This window comes from Fimbriimonadaceae bacterium (assembly GCA_019454125.1).
Taxonomy (GTDB): Bacteria; Armatimonadota; Fimbriimonadia; order Fimbriimonadales; family Fimbriimonadaceae; genus JALHNM01.
The window spans coordinates 1428296-1446965 of the sequence record CP075365.1 but is presented as its reverse complement, the minus strand read 5'-3'; the positions used below and the strand labels follow the sequence as shown (position 1 = coordinate 1446965).

The 18670-nt window shown below is 64.5% G+C and carries 17 protein-coding genes and 1 tRNA gene; 10 read left to right on the top strand and 8 right to left on the bottom strand.

From position 1 onward, the window contains the following. Nucleotides 1-282: 282 nt before the first annotated feature. Complete coding sequence (locus KF733_07160; GenBank protein QYK54785.1) at nt 283-483, top strand: hypothetical protein; 201 nt, start codon at nt 283-285, stop codon at nt 481-483. A gap of 89 nt (nt 484-572) precedes the next feature. After that, entirely contained in the window at nt 573-1022 is a 450-nt protein-coding gene (locus KF733_07155) for a cyclic nucleotide-binding domain-containing protein (GenBank protein ID QYK54784.1), read from the top strand. Here the strand turns inward: KF733_07155 and KF733_07150 are convergent. Continuing rightward, nucleotides 1019-2542, bottom strand: coding sequence for an ATP-grasp domain-containing protein (locus KF733_07150; GenBank protein QYK54783.1), 1524 nt, complete (start codon nt 2540-2542; stop codon nt 1019-1021). The genes KF733_07155 and KF733_07150 overlap by 4 nt on opposite strands. Nucleotides 2543-2597: 55 nt before the next feature. Between KF733_07150 and KF733_07145 the strand changes: the two genes are divergently transcribed. Then, nucleotides 2598-3548 (top strand): hypothetical protein, encoded by a 951-nt coding sequence (locus tag KF733_07145; GenBank protein ID QYK54782.1) that lies wholly within the window; start codon nt 2598-2600, stop codon nt 3546-3548. Nucleotides 3549-3557: 9 nt separating this feature from the next. Here the strand turns inward: KF733_07145 and uppS are convergent, their stop codons facing one another. Genes uppS through pyrH form a run of 3 tightly spaced genes read right to left on the bottom strand, consistent with a single transcriptional unit; the run spans nt 3558 to nt 5635 of the window. After that, nucleotides 3558-4346, bottom strand: a complete 789-nt coding sequence (gene uppS / locus KF733_07140) for a di-trans,poly-cis-decaprenylcistransferase (GenBank protein ID QYK54781.1) — start codon at nt 4344-4346, stop codon at nt 3558-3560. A gap of 3 nt (nt 4347-4349) precedes the next feature. After that, nucleotides 4350-4871, bottom strand: a complete 522-nt coding sequence (gene frr / locus KF733_07135) for a ribosome recycling factor (GenBank protein QYK54780.1) — start codon at nt 4869-4871, stop codon at nt 4350-4352. 41 nt (nt 4872-4912) lie between these two features. Further along, nucleotides 4913-5635: a UMP kinase gene (pyrH, locus tag KF733_07130; GenBank protein ID QYK57159.1), complete on the bottom strand. Its 723-nt coding sequence runs from the start codon at nt 5633-5635 to the stop codon at nt 4913-4915. A 197-nt stretch (nt 5636-5832) separates the two neighbouring features. Here pyrH and KF733_07125 point away from each other — a divergent pair, with 197 nt between their 5' ends. The 3 genes from KF733_07125 to KF733_07115 all read left to right on the top strand — a co-directional run bounded on the left by KF733_07125 (nt 5833) and on the right by KF733_07115 (nt 8928). Further along, nucleotides 5833-8415, top strand: a complete 2583-nt coding sequence (locus tag KF733_07125; protein QYK54779.1) for a hypothetical protein — start codon at nt 5833-5835, stop codon at nt 8413-8415. Beyond that, a complete protein-coding gene (locus tag KF733_07120; GenBank protein QYK54778.1) occupies nt 8415-8777 on the top strand; it encodes a hypothetical protein in 363 nt (120 codons plus the stop codon). The genes KF733_07125 and KF733_07120 overlap by 1 nt, the downstream gene beginning before the upstream one ends. Before the next feature lie 74 nt (nt 8778-8851). Next, a tRNA-Met gene (locus KF733_07115) sits at nt 8852-8928 on the top strand. 55 nt (nt 8929-8983) lie between these two features. Here KF733_07115 and KF733_07110 read toward each other — a convergent pair. Beyond that, the gene (locus tag KF733_07110) at nt 8984-9943 is read right to left on the bottom strand and encodes a threo-3-hydroxy-L-aspartate ammonia-lyase (protein ID QYK54777.1); all 960 of its coding nucleotides are present in this window, start codon (nt 9941-9943) and stop codon (nt 8984-8986) included. Between the two features lie 113 nt (nt 9944-10056). Between KF733_07110 and KF733_07105 the strand changes: the two genes are divergently transcribed. From KF733_07105 to KF733_07095, 3 genes are read left to right on the top strand one after another with little or no spacing between them, the layout of a single operon-like run. After that, nucleotides 10057-11172 (top strand): SPFH domain-containing protein, encoded by a 1116-nt coding sequence (locus KF733_07105; GenBank protein ID QYK54776.1) that lies wholly within the window; start codon nt 10057-10059, stop codon nt 11170-11172. A gap of 11 nt (nt 11173-11183) precedes the next feature. Next, the gene (locus KF733_07100; GenBank protein QYK54775.1) at nt 11184-11741 is read left to right on the top strand and encodes an N-acetyltransferase; all 558 of its coding nucleotides are present in this window, start codon (nt 11184-11186) and stop codon (nt 11739-11741) included. Beyond that, a complete protein-coding gene (locus KF733_07095) occupies nt 11738-12826 on the top strand; it encodes a hypothetical protein (protein QYK54774.1) in 1089 nt (362 codons plus the stop codon). The genes KF733_07100 and KF733_07095 overlap by 4 nt, the downstream gene beginning before the upstream one ends. Before the next feature lie 38 nt (nt 12827-12864). Here KF733_07095 and KF733_07090 read toward each other — a convergent pair whose 3' ends face one another. The 3 genes from KF733_07090 to KF733_07080 form a co-directional block, all read right to left on the bottom strand. Next, nucleotides 12865-13893 carry a hypothetical protein gene (locus KF733_07090; GenBank protein ID QYK54773.1) on the bottom strand — a complete coding sequence of 343 codons (1029 nt, stop codon included), beginning with the start codon at nt 13891-13893 and terminating at the stop codon, nt 12865-12867. Between the two features lie 608 nt (nt 13894-14501). Further along, entirely contained in the window at nt 14502-15770 is a 1269-nt protein-coding gene (locus KF733_07085; protein QYK54772.1) for a homoserine dehydrogenase, read from the bottom strand. Nucleotides 15771-15774: 4 nt separating this feature from the next. Beyond that, nucleotides 15775-16938, bottom strand: coding sequence for a PLP-dependent transferase (locus tag KF733_07080; protein QYK54771.1), 1164 nt, complete (start codon nt 16936-16938; stop codon nt 15775-15777). Nucleotides 16939-17026: 88 nt separating this feature from the next. On the opposite strand from KF733_07080, the gene KF733_07075 reads away from it, so the two are divergent. After that, nucleotides 17027-18670, top strand: a complete 1644-nt coding sequence (locus tag KF733_07075; protein QYK54770.1) for a hypothetical protein — start codon at nt 17027-17029, stop codon at nt 18668-18670.

Sequence of the window (18670 nt, the reverse complement as noted above, 5' to 3'; positions counted from 1 at the left end):
AGGTCGCCATCCCGGCGAAAGCGGTCCTTCCCCCCTTAGAGACGCCTGCGGCCCTGCCGACTCCCTTTGCGGTTCCAGGCACCGTTCAGTTACCCGAGGCCAGGCCGCTTTGCGACCCGGTCTTGACTGCAGGGACTCGTGCCCGGTCTCCGGGTGCGCCCCGTGCCCCTCCGTTCGTTTGACGAAACCCTGCTGCCAAAGCCAGGTCCCTGGCTAAGGTCGTTTCGTCGTTCCCCTCACGTCCCCGGGCAAATCCCGGATGCATCGAACGGAAAGAACACAATGCTGAAAACCATCGTGACGAGCCTCGTGCTCGGATTCGTCGTCGCCGCTCCCGCGGCAAACCTCTTCGGCCCGGCGCGGGCCACCCAAGAGGCCCCCAGCATCGGGTGCTGCTGCAGCGACTGCGCCTGTGCTGCCTGCAATTGCTGCGAGAGCGGCTGTTGCGGCGGTGGATGCTGCGGCGGTTGCTGCGGCAAGTAGAGCCACTCCGCCCCCTTTCCCGCCTAGCGGGAAGGGGGGCACTCGTCTTCAGGGGAGACACCCCGTGCCGGTATCCTAAGGAAAACGGCATGGATCTCTTCGATACGTTCCGCACCCACTACATCACCGATGGCCTAACGGACGAAGAGGTCAAGGGCCTCTGCGAGCTTGGTGAGTTCATTGAGCGCGGAGATTTGGAGGACATCGTCCGAGAGGACGAGGTCTCCTTCGACCTCTACGTGCTGGTCGAGGGCAGCGGCGAAGTCCGCACCCCTGCGGGCGACGTGATCACGAGGCTGAAACCCGGCGCGATCATAGGCGAGTTCGCTTTGCTCGAAGACGGCCAGCGATCGGCCACGGTGATGAGCAACGGCGCCAGCCGGCTCTTGCACCTGGACGGCAAGAAGCTCATGGACCTGATGGAAACCCAGCCCCGAATCGGCATGGCGATCTACCGCAACCTCGGCAAGACCCTCGCTCAGCGCCTCCGCTCGGCGAACGTCCAGATCGAGCGCCTTGTCAGCGTGTTCGGTGCCTAGGGAAGCAACTTTGGCCGTTCGACCGTATCGATGATCTGGAAGCCGTCCATCCGGTCCCAGACAGGTGTCTGAGAGACGGAGCCCCTGCGGCTGACCGGCCGCGCCGTCGCCTCATGGACGAGGGTCGCGAGCTCGGCCGGAAACTCGGTCGGAGCCGTCCAGTCGGCGAACTCCCGTCCCAGGAAGGCCGTGTCAAACCGCCCCTCCCCGAACGAAGGGTGCGCCAACACGTCCAGGATGTACGAGATGTTCGTGGCAGGGCCGAGGATGTGGGTGTCCATGAGCGCCGCCTGCAGCCGCTTGAGCGCCGCTGCACGGCTTTCACGGTGCACGATCAGCTTGGCGATCAGCGAGTCGTAATAGCGCGAGACCTCTGCGCCGAGTCCAAAGCCGGTGTCGAAGCGGACGCCCAGGCCGTGAGGCTCCGCCCAACCAAGGATCTCGCCCGTGCTCGGGAGAAACCCCTTGGCGGGGTCTTCTGCGACGATGCGCACCTCGATCGCATGGCCGTTGATGCGCCTTCGGTCTCCTTCTAGGAGCCCGGCCGGTAGTGCGAGCGGCTCGCCCGCGGCAATTCGGAGCTGCCATTCGACCAAGTCGAGGCCGGTGATCGCCTCCGTCACCGGGTGCTCGACTTGCAAGCGCGCGTTGACTTCCAGGAAGTAGAACTCGCCCGCCGGCTCGTCGTACATGAATTCCACCGTGCCCGCCCCGACATAGCCTGCCCCGGCGACCAGCCGACGCGAAGCGTCGCCCATCCTAGCCCAGAGATCCTCGGTCATCACGGGCGAAGGCGCCTCTTCGATGAGTTTCTGGTGACGTCGCTGGATCGAGCACTCGCGCTCGAAGAGGCAGGCGACCTGGCCGTGCGAATCGGCCAGCACCTGCACCTCGATATGGCGGGGACGCTCGACCAGTTTCTCCACCATCATCGCCCCGTCGCCGAACGCCTTTACCGCCTCGACGCGGGCCATCGCCATCTCATGGTCGAATTCGGCCGGGTCGCGCACAAGGCGCATGCCCCTGCCCCCGCCTCCGGCCGAAGCCTTGAGCATGACCGGGTAGCCAATCTCGCTAGCGGCGTGCTTGAGTCGCTCGTCGCTCGCGCCCGGTTCGAAGAGGCCCGGTGTGACGGGAACGCCGTTCTCGACCGCGAGCTGTTTCGCATCGATCTTCGCGCCAAGGCGGTCCATTGCCTCTGGGCTCGGCCCGATGAAGGTGACGCCCGCCTCGCGGCAGGCCCGGGCGAACTCTGCGCGCTCGCTGAGGAAGCCGTAGCCGGGATGGATCGCTTCGCTCCCCGTGGATCGGGCCGCGTCGAGGATCTTCTCCACGTCGAGGTAGCTTGTGGCCGGCTCCGGCCCCCCGATCTCGACGACCTCGTCGGCAAGTTTCGCGTGGAGGGCGTCGCGGTCCGCAACGCTGGCAACCGCCACGGTCTGCACGCCCATGGCGCGCGCCGTCCGGATCACCCGGACCGCAATCTCGCCCCGGTTTGCCACGAGGATCTTTTTGAACATGAAGCGCGATTTTGGCACGGGGCCAGGTCGGCGGCGGTGTGCCACACTCCGAGCGATGGATATCAGGCCGTTCGGGGGTTGGGACCGCTGCGCATGGCTGAGCAATGGCGAGGTCGAGGCGGTGGTCACCCTCGAGGTCGGGCCTAGAGTCTTGCGCTTCGGCCGGCCCGGCGGGCCGAACCACTTTGCCGTTTACGAGCGGCACGCCGGCCTCACGGGCGGGGACGACTATCGGAGCTACGGCGGCCACCGACTCTGGACCGCGCCGGAGATCCCCGGCATCACGAACGAGCCTGACAACCAGCCGGTGGCCCTTGCGGAGACAGACGACGGGCTTCGCTTTTCGACGCCGATCGGCGTCGCCGGAGTCGCGAAGTCGATGACCCTGGCTTGGGAGGAGGACGCGCTGGTCGTCCGCCATCGGGTGGAGAACCAGAGCAGTGGTTTGCGGCCGCTCGCCCCGTGGGCGATCTCAGTGATGGCGCCCGGCGGCGTCTGCCTCTTCCCCCTGCCCGAGCCGCGCGACCACGGCGACGCGCTCCAGCCGGGCGGGCCGCTCGTGCTCTGGCGCTATACCGACCTGAGCGACCCGCGCTGGGAGATTGGACGCCGCATAGCGCGGCTCCGGCAAAGCAAGGAGGGGGCGGCACAGAAGGTCGGCTCGTTCGTCGAGCAAGGTTGGGCGGCCCACACAAATTTCAACGAGGTCTTCATCAAGTCCTTCAGCGCCGAAGCGGGCAAGGCGTACACGGACTTTGGCTGCAACTTCGAGATCTTCACGCGGCACGACATGCTGGAGGTGGAGTCGTTGGGCACCTACCAAATCCTTTCCCCCGGCGATTCGGTGGAGCATGTGGAGCGGTGGCGCCTGGTGCCGGGTGCGGGCCTCCCGGCAGGGGACGAGGCCTATGCGTGGCTGGACGTGCGCGCCCCGGCCCGGCTTCGGACGGAATCTATGGGCGGCACGGGGTTCGCGGTGCCGTCGTTGAGCGTGCTGCCCGATTAGCGGCGATGCTCAGCCGTCCGCTTTCCGTTGCTCGCTGGTCATGCCGAACTTCCGGTCTCGCCGCTGGTATTCGAGGATGGCGCGGACCAGTTCGGCTTCATTGAACTCGGGCCATGGCACCTGGGTCACGAAGAGCTCGGCATAGGCGGCCTGCCACAAAAGAAAGTTGCTCCAGCGCATCTCTCCCGCCGTCCGCACCATGAGGTCGGGCTCGGGCAGGTCGGGGCAATAGAGCCGCCGGGCGACGGCTTCCTCTGTGACCTCCGCTTCCGGCACGCCCTCGCGGATGAGCGCGCGGACGGCGTCGACGATCTCCGCCCTGCCTCCATAGTTGATAGCCAGCACGAAGGTGATGCCGTCGCACTCCTGGGTGGTCTCGACAAGGTCATCGAGCGCGCGCCGAGCAGGGGCGGGGAGCTCGTCCAGGCGTCCCGCGACGCGGACGCGCACGTTGTTCTGCCGCAGGCCGCGCAGCTCGCTCTTCGCCGCCTCCTCGATCAGGCGCATAAGGCCGCCTACCTCGGACTCCGGCCTTCGCCAGTTCTCGACTGAGAACGCGTAGACGGTGAGGACCTCGATCCCGAGCTCGCTGGAGGCGAGCAAGATGTCGCGGAGGGTCCGATAGCCTTGCCGATGGCCGATCAGGCGTTGCAAGCCCCGACCGCTCGCCCAACGGCCGTTGCCGTCCATGATGACCGCGACATGGCGCGGCAACCGCGCCAGGTCGACCCCGGCGTCCAAGGCCCTGGCCTGAGTGGCGTTACGGGCTTCGCGCTCCGAATGGCGGACCGCCGCCAAGCCTTAAATCTCCATCAGCTCGGCGTCTTTCTTCTTTTGAAGGTCGTGGACTTCATCGACGTACTTGTCGGTGAGTTCCTGGATCCTCTTTTCGTGGCCCTTCAGTTCGTCCTCGCTGATCTCCTTCGCCTTCTCAGCGGCGGCCAGGTGGTGGAGCGCGTCACGCCGGATGTTCCTCACGGCGACGCACCCTTCCTCGGCCCGGTGGTGGACTTGCTTGGTGAGCTCCTTGCGGCGCTCTTCGTTCATGGGTGGGAAGTTGAGGCGGATGCCCGTGCCATCGTTGTTCGGGGTGACCCCGATGTCGCTCTTCAAGATGGCCTTCTCGATGGCCCCCGTCATGTTCTTCTCGAAGGGCTGGATGAGGATCTGGCGCGCCTCCGGCACCGAGATGTTCGCGACCTGGTTCACCGGGGTTTCCACTCCGTAGTACTCGACCGTCACGCGTTCTAGCACGATGGGATTGGCCCGTCCCGTGCGAATGCGTTGGAAGTCGTGCAATGTGGCCTCCACGGCCTGTTTCATTCGGTGTTCTGCGTCTTTTATAACGTCGGCTGCGACCATTGTCATTCTCCTTCGACGAGCGTGCCCACGGGCTGGCCCTGGACTGCCTTCGCCATCCCGCCGGCCTCGTGCAAGTCTAACACGATGACGGGCAGGTTATGTTCCCGGCACATTGTGAAGGCCGTCTGGTCCATAACCGCTAAACGCTTGGAAAGCGCCTCGCTGTAGCCCAGCGTGTGATACTTCACGGCGTCGGCGTGCTTTTTCGGGTCTTTGTCATAGACTCCGTCGACCTTGGTGGCCTTAAGAAGACAGCCGGCCTTGATCTCCAGCGCGCGAAGCACGGCAGCGGTGTCCGTCGTGAAGTAGGGGTTCCCCGTCCCCGCCGCAAAGATCACGACCCTTCCCTTCTCCAGGTGCCGCATGGCACGGCGCTGGATGAAAGGCTCGCAGACCTCGCTGACCGCGATGGCGCTCTGGACGCGGGTCGGAAGGCCAAGCCGTTCGACCGCGCTCTGCAGGGCCAGGCCGTTCATGATGGTCCCCATCATGCCCATCTGGTCGGCCACGGTGCGGTCGATCTGGCCGGTCTCGCTGAAGACCTCGCCCCGGAAGAAGTTGCCTCCGCCCACGACGATCGCCACTTCCACGCCAAGTTCGTGCACCCTGGCCACTTCCCGAGAGATGTAGGCGAGGGTCTCGGCGTCGAGCCCAAACCCGTACTTGCCGGCGAGCGCTTCGCCGCTGATCTTTAGGAGCACGCGTTTGTAATGGAGGTCTGGCACGTTCGGCTCGTTCGCAACGTTACCTGCAAGTCTCGCTGGATCGCACCCGCCTTCAGGCCTCGTCACTCAAGGTGCCTATGGGCTCCTTTGTGGGGCGGGCGTCTCGCGACCACTTGTCCCGGCCCGTCGCCGCACCACGGCCTTATGAGGAAACGCGGTCGCGCGGAGGGATCCGTAGGTATCCTGCCTTCAACTCGATGGATCCCTTTGACGACGACCGGTCTGAGCTGACCGGCAGTCTCATCTCGCTGGAATTCGGGAATGGCGGGCGGGTCTCCCAGCTCTGGGCCAGTGACCCGGCTTTGCCGGAAGAAAGCGAAGAGTTCCAGTTCGTCTTGCCGCCCCTACAGTTCGGCGAGGAATCGAGCGACGACTACCTGCCGGGCACCATCCTCATCGGTGCGCGCACCGACCCGGACCAGCCCTGGATGCTGAGCCGGAACCAGAACGCGCAACACCTGGTCCCAAGCGACGACGAGGAGCCCGACCAGTCCGCCGTTTCATTCGAGTACGAGTTCCCCTTCATAGAACAGATCGCGGCCTCTGGCAAGTGGTTTGAACTGCGGACACCATATCCGCAGATCGTCTGGGAGCTCGAGATCCGCAATAAAGGCTGGATGACGATCGAGATCGGCGAGCTCGGGTTCCCGCTGGCCTTCAACAACTTTTACGACGGTTTCGGGTGGAGCGACGACCAGTTGCGCCGCCTTTGGCAAAGCCGCGTGTACGTCCACAAGTTCATCGGTGGGGCGGCGAGCTGGGTCTTCGCCGAGCGCATGACGGCAGAGACGCCCGGCTTGCTCGTCTTCCCCGGCCCCGGCACCGGCTGGGAGTTCGCCTCCCACGTGCGCAGCAGCCTCAACACGCCCTTCCAATGGGAGGGCATCCCCGTGGTCTACGCCTATAGCAAGGCGACCATCGAGCGAGAGGAGTGGCCGAGTTGGACGAACGAGCACACGTCCTTGATCCTGGAACCCGGTGACCGGCACGTCTTGCAGATGCGCTTCGTCCCCACCGAGAGCGACAAGCAAGAGGGCGTGCACCAGACGCTGGTGGCCTGTGGAAAACCTTCGATCCGGCTGCTTCCGAGCGCGGTCGCCCCGCGCGACGTCGGGATCGCGCTCGAGGTGAGCGGCGCCGCTCCCCGCGAGTTCCACGTCACCAAGGACGCGCAAGTTGAGGTCGACACGGACGAGGAGAGCGCGTTCTGCTTCGTTCGGCCCCGCGAGAACGGGCCCGTGCGGGTGAGCTTCCTGGACAACCACGGCGCCCTCTGTCACGCGCACCTGATGTTCACGGAGCCTATCGCCGAGCTCATCCACCGGCGCGCGGCCTATATCGCCGAGCACCAGACGGTGCGCACGCCCGGCAGCACCCTGGACGGGGCGATCGTGCTGACCAACATCAAGCGGAACGAGCCAGTCGTCGACCCGAAGGAATATCTTGAGTCAAGCGGCCTGGAATGCAGCCTGGCCGACGCGCTCTTCCTAGCGGAAAAGAACTCGCTCTATCCCGACCGTGCCCAGATCGACGTCCTCAACCGCTACGTCTCCGAGTTCCTGCAGGACGACGTGCAGAACCCGGGCGACCACTCGGTGGGGAGCGTCCTGGACGAGGCTGGCCTCGCGAGCCACTTTGGTCGGCCGCTCAGCTATCCGCACGTCTTCAACTTGTACCACGCGTTCTACCGGATCGCCGTCAGCTACGGCGAGACGGCCCTGGAGCCACGCGAGTACCTGCGGTCGGCCTACCTCACCGCCCTTTCGATGTTCCAGCAAGGGTGGCGGCTTTATGTCCGCACGGTCGGCGTGTTGGGATATGCGCGCATCTATGAATTGCTCGCCGATATGGAGGCGGAAGGGATGGACGAGGAGGCGGACCGCCTGCGCGAGCACGTCGAGTTCAAGGCGAACGAGCTGATGAAGCTCACCTATCCCTATGCGGGCGAGTCCGTCATGGACACGGGCGGGCTCGAAGAGGTCTTCGAGGCGGCCAAGTATCTGGCGAACGACGAGCACCTGGAGCGCACGGTCCGATGCGCCTTTGCCGCACGCTCGCTTTCGCCCAGCTGGTGGTGGTACGGCAGCGACAAGCGCTGCTGGGACGGGGCCGACTCTTCCCCGCTGGCGGCGATGGTCGACCGTGGCGAGACCTGTCTCGCCCACACCACCATCCCCAACTCCTTGGTCTTCTTCGGGCTCATGGACCGCGACTACCTGGCCCTGCCCGAAGCGTACATGCGCATGGCCTTTGGAGGGATGATGGGGCCGTGGGCGCTCGTGCGGCGCGACGGGGCCGCTTCGATGTGCTACTGCCCGGACCTCGCGTCCCGGCACGCCGGCTATAACTCGATGACGGGCGGCTCGGGCCTGGGGTATTTCCACTATCTGCGTGCGGTCGCCTCGTACGTCTTGCCGAACCGGGCGACCGGGCTTTACACGTTCGGATGCCACTTCGAGGCGGACGAGGAGGCGTACACCGTCCGGCCGTGGGACGGCGTGGGCCGGCGCATCGTCCTGCGCCAGATCGGGGCCGAGTTCCGCCTGAGCTTCGGCCGGTGCGAAGAGCTGAAGTTGGACGTGCGCAAGCGCTGGTTTGAGGCGCGGATCTGGAACCCCAGCGACAAAGATGTGACGGCGAAACTGACGATCAGCGGCCTCTGGGGCCGCAACGTTGCCATACAGGGGGCGGCGGTGGAAGCGCCGGACGGCGTCGCCATATGCCCGATCCACCTACCAGCAGGTCAAAAAGTCGTCGTTAAAGGAAGAGTGGTCTCGTAATGGAAATACCGACCTGGGTGACGACCTCCGTCGGAATCTTCTCGCTTTTGGGAAGCGCTTTCATGCTTCTCCTGCTTGTCATGGTGGGCATCGTCATCGCCCATTCCCTTACCCTGTCCAAGCACATCAAGCGGATCTCCGCACAGATCGAGCAAGTGACGGAGAAGGGCAAGGGCATCGCTGAGAAAGTGGATTCGGTCACGACTGAGATCGGGTCGCGGGCGACCGGGATCGCACGGCTCGTCGACGAGCGCGTCGAACCGGCCATGCGCGCAGTGGAGCTCGCAGCCCCTGCGCTCTTCATCGTCGCCGCCTTTATCAAGCTGCGCGGCGCCCTTTCGGGTCGAAAGCGCCGACGGTGAGCCAAGGGTCCTGGGAGTAATGCCGGAGATTCCCGCGGGCCGCTCGTAGTGTGGGTATAGTCCACAGTCCGATACGCGGGGTGGAGCAGTCCGGTAGCTCGTCGGGCTCATAACCCGGAGGTCGCAGGTTCAAATCCTGCCCCCGCACCCAAGTTTGCGACCTCAGACGAAAGAAGCCCTGGCCAGATTGGCCGGGGCTCTTTAACTTACGAACCCGCCTGTCCGGCGATCAGGCGCGCCACTGTGCCCACGTCGACATTCCCCCCGCTCACAACTATCCCGACGCGCCCCGTGACCGGCACCTTGCCGGTCAGAACGGCGGCGGCGGCCAAAGCCCCTGTCGGCTCCACCACGATCTTCATCCGCTCCCAGAGGAAGCCGGTGGCGGCGATGAGCTCGGGGTCGGTCACGCTCACCATGTCGTCGACCAGCGTTCGGACGATTTCCCAGGGGATTTCGCCGAGGGACGGGGTCCGCGCCCCGTCGGCGATCGTCGCGGGGTCCTTCACGCTCTGCAACGTGCCGGACTTGAAGCTTCTGCAGGCGTCGTCGCCGGCCGCGGGCTCCACCCCGACCACTTTGCATCCCGGACTGAGTGCCTTTGCCGAGACCGTACATCCGCTGAGCAGCCCGCCCCCGCCACAGGGGATGAGGAGCCAGTCCAAGGGACCGACCTCGTCGACCAGTTCCAACCCCACCGTTCCCTGCCCCGCCACGATCGCGGGATGGTCGTAGGGCGGGACTACATTGAGCCCCTCCTCTTGCGCGATTTGGCCGCCGAGCCGCTCGCGGGTGGTCTCATCGCGGTCGTAGAGCACGATGCGCGCGCCATACCCCTCGGTCGCCTTCCGCTTGATCTCCGGCGCGTCTGCAGGCATGACCACCGTCACCCGGATCCCGAGCAGCCGTCCGGCTTTGGCCAAGGCTTGCGCATGGTTCCCGCTGGAATAGGTCAGGACGCCGCGCGCCCCTTCGTCAGGGCTGAGCTGGCACAGGGCGTTGTAGGCGCCGCGGAACTTGAAGGATCCGGTCTGCTGAAAGCTCTCGCACTTGAAGAACGCGGTCACGCCGGTGCGTTCGTCGAACGTGCGGCTGGTGAGGACGGGGGTGCGACGGGCCTGCCCGCTGATCCGCCCAGCCGCCTCGCGGACATTTTCGATCGTCACGCGCACGGGGCATTGTCGCACAAGGCGCCGCCGCAAGAGTTTCTCAGCGTCGGGTGGGTCGCGCGCGCCGGGTTCGCAACGCGGGCCGCGGCCCGGCGTATACTCTGGCTGGAATGGGCATCTGGGACAAGTTGCGCGGCGAGTTCATCGACATCATCCAGTGGACCGACGAGACGTCGGACACGATGGTCTACCGCTTCGAGCGGCACGGGAACGAGATCAAGAACGGCGCACAGTTGACCGTGCGCGAATCGCAGGTCGCGGTCTTCGTCAGCGAGGGCCAGATCGCGGACGTTTTCCAGCCGGGAATGTACACCCTGGAGACGAAGAACCTTCCCATTCTCAGCACGATCCAGGGCTGGAAGTACGGGTTTAACTCTCCGTTCAAGGCCGAGGTCTACTTCGTGAACACCAAGCGGTTCACCGACCTCAAGTGGGGCACCTTGAACCCGATCATGATGCGCGACGCCGACTTCGGCATGGTGCGCGTGCGCGCGTTCGGAACCTATTCGATGCGGGTGAAGGACGCCGGGCTCTTCCTGCGGGAAGTGGTAGGCACGAACTGGGAGTTCACGACCGACCAGATCGCCGAGCAGATGCGCAACTTCATCGTCTCGACTCTGGCCGAAGGGCTCGCGGAGACGAAGGTTCCGGTCCTCGACCTCTATTCGAAGTACCGCGAGGTCGGCGAGATGCTGACCCAGAAGATCCAGCCGAAGTTCGGGGAGCACGGGCTTGAACTGCTGAACCTCTTGATCGAGAACGTGAGCGTCCCGGCCGAAGTCGAAGCCGCCATCGACACCCGCTCGAAGATCGGTGCGATGGGGGGCGTGATGACCGAGTACATGCAGGTCCAGGCGGGCGAGGCCATGGTCAAGGGCGCGGAGAATCCCGGCGGTGTCGGCGGGCTCGGCGCGCAGATGGCAGCCGGCCAGATCGCGGCGCAGATGGCGACACAAGGCATGCAACCTCCGCCTCAGGCTTCCCCTCCGCCGGCTGCTCCGGCTCCCCCGCCGATTCCGACCCAGATGCAGTACCACGTGGTGGTGGGTGGCCAGCAACAGGGCCCGTTTGGCCCGGCCGAGCTTTCGGGGATGATCGCCGACGGCACGCTCACGCGCGAGACGCTGGTCTGGACGGGCGGCATGGCGAACTGGATGAAGGCAGGCGACGTGCCGGAAGTCGCGGGCCTCTTCGCGAACACGCCACCCCCGATCCCTGGCGAGTGACATGCGGCCCCGTGATTAGGCTCGCAACCGAAGCGGACGGGGACTCCGTCGCCCATATTTACGCGCCGTTCGTGAACGGCTCTGCGGTCTCGTTTGAGTCCAGCGCCCCGCTCAGGGCCGAGATGGCGGCCCGGATCGTCGCCGTGAACAGGACGCACGCTTGGCTGGTCGCCGAGCGCGAGGGCCAGGTGTGCGGCTATGCCTATGGCGGCCCCCATCGCAACCGCGAGGCCTATCGCTGGTCCACCGAAGTCTCGATCTACCTGGCACCGGAGGCCAGGGGGCGGGGCGTCGGGCGGGCGCTTTATTCGCGGCTCTTCGCCTGCCTTCTCGCGCAGGGTTATTGCACGCTGTACTCGGGGATCACCCTTCCGAACGCGCCGAGCGTGGCCTTCCACGAGGCGATGGGATTCGATGCGGTCGGAGTCTTTCCCCAAGCGGGCTTTAAGCTCGGGCGCTGGCACGACGTCGGCTGGTGGTCGCGCGTGCTCCAGACTCACGCCGGAGAGCTGCGCCCGGTTTCCGAGCTGGAAAACCTCGATCAGATCCTCGCCGGAGGGGCAGCTTGAGCGAGATCCTTCGGTACCCCTGCTCGCAATGCGGGGCGGAGCTGCAGTTCGCCCCCGGCACGACTTCTCTGAGGTGCCCCTATTGCGGGCACCTGGAGGCGATCGCTCCCCCCAAGGTGCTGGTCGAAGAACTCGACTTCAACCAGTTCCTTGACAAGGCCGTCCACAACACGTCCGTGGAGACGGACCAGGTGCTGCACTGCAACCAGTGCGGCGCGGAGTACACGATGCCCCCGACGCAAGAAGCGGGGCGGTGCCCCTTTTGCGGGTCGGACGTCGTCGTCCCCACGAAGCCGGAGAACCGCATCGTCCCGAACGCGCTCCTCCCCTTCGAGATCGACGCGAAGCGCGCGAGGGAGAGCTACCGCCAATGGGTGACAAGCCGATTCTGGGCGCCGAACGACCTTAAACGCTTGGCGCTGCAACACCACGCTATAAAAGGCGTCTACATTCCCTATTGGACCTATGACTCGCAGACCACCACACATTACACCGGTCTGCGAGGCGAGCACTATTGGGAGACCGAATACTATACGGACAGCGAAGGCCGGAGCCAGACGCGACAAGTGCAAAAGACGCGCTGGTACCCGGCCTCTGGAGTCGTCGACGTTCCTTTCGACGATGTCTTGGTGCTGGGCAGCACGCACCTTCCTGAGAAGTACGCGCAGTCCCTGAGCACTTGGAGGTTGACAGGTTTGACTGCTTACGAGCCAAGTTATCTCAGCGGCTTTCGGGCAATGCGCTATGACTTAGACCTTCAAACCTGTTGGGGAAAGGCTACGGTCATGATGCAGCCCTCGATAGACCAAGCTATCCGCTATGACATCGGTGGCGACGTCCAGCAGATCCATTCGAAGAGCACGGAGTATTTCGACGTGACGTTCAAGCACGTCCTCTTGCCAATCTGGTCGGGCGCGTATCGCTATCGCGAGAAGTCTTGGACTTTCTTGGTGAACGGCCAAACCGGCGAAGTCCGCGGCGAAGCGCCGATCAGCTTTTGGAAAGTCTTGTTCGCGGTCTTGCTGGGACTGCTCGTGCTCGGTGTGGTCGTCTGGCTGGTCTCGCAGAACCAGAACGCAGGCTAGGGCCATGAAGCCCGCAGCCCTGAGCACGGGCAAACTCCCTATACTTTGCCGCGCACATAATGGACGAAGGAGCGTCTCTTGCGAAGGACGAGCCACGCCGCGGCGCCACACGCCATTAACACCGCGCCACCAATTGCGGGCCAAACTAGGCGGTCGGCGGCTTGCGGCTTCGCGGAGGCGTCCGGTGGCCCTCCGAACTGCACCACCGTGGCCCCCGTCGGGGCGAAGCTTTCCAGCTCTTTCCGTTCCGTCTCGCTCAGCGTCCCGACCGAAGCCCGCTCGAAGGTACGGCGTTCCTTCTCATTGCCAAGCCCGTCAAGCATCTCCATGACCACCTTGGCCGGCACGCTCCGGTTGTTGTCCCACTCACAGGCTACGCGAAACTGCGGTCTTTCCCCGGCTTGCTGCGTGATGGAAAGCAAGCGTCCCGTCTTGATTTCGACCTCGGCCTTCACAACAGCGTCAGAGCCCGTAAACGACTTCCTTTCGAGAAGTAACTTACCGTCCTTCTCCCCCTTGACATGTCCCGGCTCGAACAAGCTTTTCCAATGGACGCCAGCAAGCGCATAGGGTGCGTAAGGAGTTCCCACCGTGTGCGAGAATGTCGGGACTTGCTTCACTTTAGCTCCCTCCACTTCTCCGTCAACATAAGAGCCGTAGTTTGCTTCTTCGCCCGTGCGCCCGAAGTCGTCTCGGGCAGACTTCATCTCGATCCAGTCTTCCTGACCGTATTTCTTCCTCGTCATCACTCGTCGAAAACGGGTCGTCGATCCGTTACTAAAGGCAGTGACCACCGCCTCTTCGACGAAGCCCTTCTCCACCCGGGCACTCTCCTTGGCGATAGCTTCACGGTTCCGTTCGTTCTGTTCTTCGGATAGAGTCGGAATGTCACGCCAAGAGGGCAACTTGAAGCCGCGGTTCTTGACTGTGTGGGCGTAGACGACCTTTAAGGGCCTCTCCTTAAATGCACGGCTTGCACGGTCATAGGCAGTCTCAGCCGTTGCCCGTCCCCCAACAATTAATAGGCACAGCACGAGGAAGCCGTGGAGCTTCAATTTAGTCGGCATTGATCGCATGCCCCTCCCCCTTGCCCCGGCCCCGCTATCCCTGGATCACAGTAGCCGTAAGTGCCGCAAGTAGGCGTTTCTACGATAGCGGGCCCCTCGCTCCAGGAGCTATTCGCCCAGTCACACTGGTTCTGTTTGCAATCTGCCGTTCTATACCAATAGGGCATGAGAACGACGGCGTCCTGGCACCACTTTTGCGAATTGGGCTGGCCCCAGCCAGATGCATAGCACGAGCTTCCCGCGTGATACTTGTTCTGGTTGCAGCCCGACGGACAATTGTTGTTCGTTTCGTATACGAAGCCGTCCCCGTCGCCCGCGTTACGCCGACAAAGTGCTCCGCAGATCGGTACCGGTGGAGTGTCGGCAGAGTTGGAAGCCATGAGGAGTTGCTGCGCAACGCCGAGGCATACAAGGCAACCAAGGTTCAAAGCGAAAAGTATCTTCTTCACGTCCAAATTTTTACCGTCAATCTCCCCCCCCCCAAATGGGCATAAAGACCCCCATTGGCAAGGTGCCGTGCACGCGTTGGGCCAGCTTCTGTCTCGAAAGATAACGAAAGGGCGTTTCTGACGTCGGCATTCGTGGCGACGTGCGGAAGTGCCTACCGATCACTCAAGGATTCTTAGCGAGACCGGCTCGCCGCGCAGCACACCAGCCCCGCGAATTTCATCAAGTGCCTGGCAAACCTCGGTCTCCGAGGTCTCGTGGGTGATCACCATCACGTTCCCCTCGGCGTCCCCGCCGGAGAGCACGGCCTGGGCGTGGGTGATCGAGATTCCATGGTTCCCGAGCACCGTGCCGATGACCCCGATGAGGCCAGGCCGGTCGTGGATCGGTAGCCGCAGGTAGTAGCGCGAGCGGCCTTCGATGTGCGCCAGGCGTCGGCTGGCGAGGGGGTTCCACATGACGCCCGCGCCCGGGTTGCGCGCGATCTCGACGATGTCGCTGAGCACAGCGCTCGCGGTCGGCAGCGAGCCCGCCCCCTTGCCCAAAAACACCATCTCTCCCACCGCGTCGCCCTTCACGAGCACCGCGTTGTACTCGTCGCTCACCGGGCCGAGCGGGTGCAGGAACGGCACGAGTGCCGGGTGGACGCGCAGGTCCAGCAGCTCGCCGTGCCGCCGCGCCACCGCCACCGGCTTGATCACGAAGCCGAACCGGTCGGCGACCTCGATGTCCAGGGGAGTGATCTGCTCGATCCCTTCCCTCTCGATCTCCTCCACCCGCGCCTTGGTCTGGAAGGTCAGCTCGGCCAGCACGATCAACTTATGGGCCGCGTCGAGCCCGGCCACGTCGTAGGTCGGGTCGGCTTCGGCGAGGCCCCGCTCTTGGGCAAGCCTGACGGCCTCGTCATAAGGCAACCGATCCTGCTTCATGCGCGAGAGCACGAAGTTCGAGGTGCCGTTCAGGATGCCGACCAGCTCGTCGATGTCGTTCGCGATGAGGCCGCTGCTCAGCGCCCGGATGATCGGGATGCCGCCGCACACGCTGGCCTCGAAGCCCAGCTGCCGCCCGGCCCGGGTCGCCTGGTCGAAGATCTCCGCCCCGTGGGTGGCGAGCACGGCCTTGTTCGCCGTGACTACGTCCTTGCCCGACTTCAGCGCGCATAGGATGTAGTCCTTCGCGGGCTCGATGCCGCCCATCACCTCGACCACGATGTCGATGGTCGGGTCGTCGAGAAGCTCCGTGATCTCATAGCAGAGCTTCTCGTCCCCGACCGGCCGCTCGACTCCCCGACGCCTTACCAGTGCTCTGGCCACCTCCAGCCGCACGCCGGACTTGGCCTCGATGGTGTCGGCACTGCGACTGATCAACTCGACCAACCCGCCCCCAACCGTGCCGAGCCCGATCAGGCCGAGCCGAACGACCTTTGCCAAGGCCTTACGCCTTCTCCAGCGCCTGCTCGAGGTCGGCGATGATGTCCGGCGCGTCCTCGATGCCGATCGAGAGGCGGATCAAGCCGTCCGTGATGCCGACCGCGTTCCGCACGTCCGCCGGCACGCTCGCGTGGGTCATCGAGGCGGGGTGGTTGACCAGGCTCTGGACACAACCGAGCGACTCGGCGAGCGTGAAGAGCTTAACCTCCTCCATGAACCGCCGCGCCCCGTCCCAGCCGCTCGTCACCTCGAACGAGAGCATCGCGCCGAAGTCGCGCATCTGCTTCTTCGCGACCTGGTGCCCGGGGTGGGTGGCTAGGCCGGGGTAGTAGACCCGGCTGACCTTCGGGTGGTCGCTCAGCCAGTCCGCGACGGCACGGGCGTTCGCGCAGTGGCGCTCCATGCGCAGGCCCAACGTCTTGAGGCCGCGCATCACCAGGTAGCAGTCCTGAGGCCCGGGGATCAGGCCGCAGGCGTTCTGCACGAACTTCAGCCTGTCCCAGAGCTCCTTCGAATCGGTGAGCAGCGCGCCGTTGATCACATCGCTGTGGCCGTTCAGGTACTTGGTGGTCGAGTGGAGCACGATGTCCGCGCCCAGCTTCAGCGGCTGCTGAAGGTAGGGAGTGGCGAAGGTGTTGTCGACCAGGGCGAGCGCCCCCGCCTCGTGGGCGATCTTCGTGGCTGCTTCCAGGTCGGTGACGTTCAGCAGCGGGTTGCTCGGCGTCTCCAGCCAGGCGACAGCGGTCGGCTTCTCGAGCGCGGCCTTCAGGCATTCGAGGTTCGTGGTCTCGACGAAGTCGAACTCGATGCCGAGCTTGGCGTAGACCTGGGTGAACTGGCGGTAGCTGCCGCCGTAAAGGTCGCTGCAAGCGACCACCCGGTCGCCGGCCTTCAGCGAGTTCATCACGCAGCAGACGGCGGCGAGCCCGCTGGCAAAGCTGAGCCCGAACTGCGCCTCCTCGACCGAGGCGAGGGCGTCTTCCAGCGCGGTGCGGGTGGGGTTCTCGCTCCGCGCGTAGCTCAGCTTCCGGCCCATGTATTCCATCGGCTGGCCTGGGGTGGTTTGGCCAAACGTCGCTGTCTGGAAGATGGGGAAAGTCACAGCCCGGCTCGCCTCGTCGCGATGCCCGGCCTGGTGTACGGCGCGAGTAGAGAAACCCTTGCTCACGGGGCGCAGTTTAGCGGGCAGGGAGCAGAGCTGACGGGCCCGGTACAATGCAGCGGTCAGAGCGCGACGGGAGTCTCCGCATCGAACCGTGACGAGATTTTTTACGACAAACTTGCACTTGCAGCAGGATTTCTATCGAAAAGCGCACGTTCTTAGTATTGTGCACCTGACCCGAAGAACCATCATTGTCGCGCTGACACTCGCAAGCTCAATCTCCTTCGTCAACGCCCAGGAACTGCCGACCCCCACATTCGGCAAGCTCTACGAGGTCCTCAAGTACGACCTCACCGGCACCTACAACGCTTACCGGATGGGCACCTCCGACCGCCTCGGCCTCGGCCTGGGCAGCCAGGGCGGCTATCTCACCACCCAAGTCGTGGGCGGTAACAAGCAGGCCCTGTTCGTGAACGGCTTCAACGGCCTGAGCGGGGCCACGACCGTCGCCGTCATCGACGCTGACACCGAGTTCGCCGGGTTCTCCGACGAAAGCGGCTCCGGGATCCCATTGCCCGTGAGGTGGACGGGGACGGGCTCGGCAAATAAAATCAACACGGCCTGGGTGGGCGGACTGTCGCTCCGTGTCACTGACAACCTGATCGTGGGGTATGGCGTGGACGCACTTAGCGGCAGCAAGATCCCGTTCTTCAACATCGGAACAGGCTCTACGGAGTTAGACCGAGGAGCGTATGCCAACGGCATCGCCCAGGCCGTCTCCAGCACGAAGACGGCCATCGCCGGTGCTCTCACGGACGGCTCTGGGAACGGGCACATCGCCCTCTGGACGCGCCCGAACGTCAGCGGCAGCTTTGGGTCCCCGACCGTCGTCTCCGGGAGCCGGAAAGGCTACGTCACGAGCGTGGTGGGCGGGGAACTTGACGCCAAGGTCTACGGCTGGCTGGAGGCGTCCGTCTCGGACGGGGCCCAGCCGTTCGTCTATTCGGTCTTTAGCGAGACCCTGACCCTCCTGGGCAAGCCGAGCGACCTCGGCCCGATCGAGCAGAGCCAATCGGTCGGAACGACCGGCATCGCGGTGGGCAACCGGAGCGGAGAGCCGTTCCTCTTCTTCTGGTCGGACGAGGGCGCAGGCTCGGGCATCGCCAACGACCTGGCCTCGGTGCTGCTCCCGGAGACCCCGTCCACGCTCTTGCCCCGCAACGGCACGTTCGCGAGCGGGGTCGGATTCGCCAACGGTGCATTCGGAGGCAAGAGCATCGGCGCGACCAGCGGCAATAACGCCTGGATCGCGGTGACGCCCCAGACGGACAAGTACGATTTCAGCACGCTGGACAGCTACGGCGTCGAGGGCGGCCAAATCACTGGCGGCGACTGGCCCGGGAGCGTCTTGCCGGACGGCACCCGCATCCAGTTCGAAAAGTTCATCAATCCCGTGCCCAGCGTCTATGTGCGGGCCCGTTGGGAGCACACGTTCGACTTCGAGCCCACGGAGAGGGCCTGGTTCCGGTTGACTGCCAGATGCAACACGACGGGGTTCAAGGCCTACGTCCAGCTGTACAATTACTCGACTTCCTCCTACGTCGAACTTGGGGAGCTCGCGGTCGGTCAACATATGAAGACCGTGGACGTGGAGCTGCCGAACGTCGCCGACTACGTCGGCGGAAGCGGCGTCCCGTACGGGGTCAAGGCCAAGGTCGAGCTACGCCGTGTGACCCCGAGCTCGAACGACAACCCCGTGTTCGAGGTGGAGCAGGCCCGCTGGATCGCGGAGAAGTAA

Excerpts from the sequence above, each read along its gene's own strand:
- KF733_07125 (QYK54779.1), top strand. The coding sequence starts at position 5,833 with ATGGATCCCTTTGACGACGACCGGTCTGAGCTGACCGGCAGTCTCATC.
- KF733_07160 (QYK54785.1), top strand. The coding sequence starts at position 283 with ATGCTGAAAACCATCGTGACGAGCCTCGTGCTCGGATTCGTCGTCGCC.
- frr (QYK54780.1), bottom strand. The coding sequence starts at position 4,871 with ATGAAACAGGCCGTGGAGGCCACATTGCACGACTTCCAACGCATTCGC.
- KF733_07145 (QYK54782.1), top strand. The coding sequence starts at position 2,598 with ATGGATATCAGGCCGTTCGGGGGTTGGGACCGCTGCGCATGGCTGAGC.
- KF733_07105 (QYK54776.1), top strand. The coding sequence starts at position 10,057 with ATGGGCATCTGGGACAAGTTGCGCGGCGAGTTCATCGACATCATCCAG.
- KF733_07090 (QYK54773.1), bottom strand. The coding sequence starts at position 13,893 with ATGCCGACTAAATTGAAGCTCCACGGCTTCCTCGTGCTGTGCCTATTA.
- KF733_07120 (QYK54778.1), top strand. The coding sequence starts at position 8,415 with ATGGAAATACCGACCTGGGTGACGACCTCCGTCGGAATCTTCTCGCTT.
- KF733_07150 (QYK54783.1), bottom strand. The coding sequence starts at position 2,542 with ATGTTCAAAAAGATCCTCGTGGCAAACCGGGGCGAGATTGCGGTCCGG.
- KF733_07155 (QYK54784.1), top strand. The coding sequence starts at position 573 with ATGGATCTCTTCGATACGTTCCGCACCCACTACATCACCGATGGCCTA.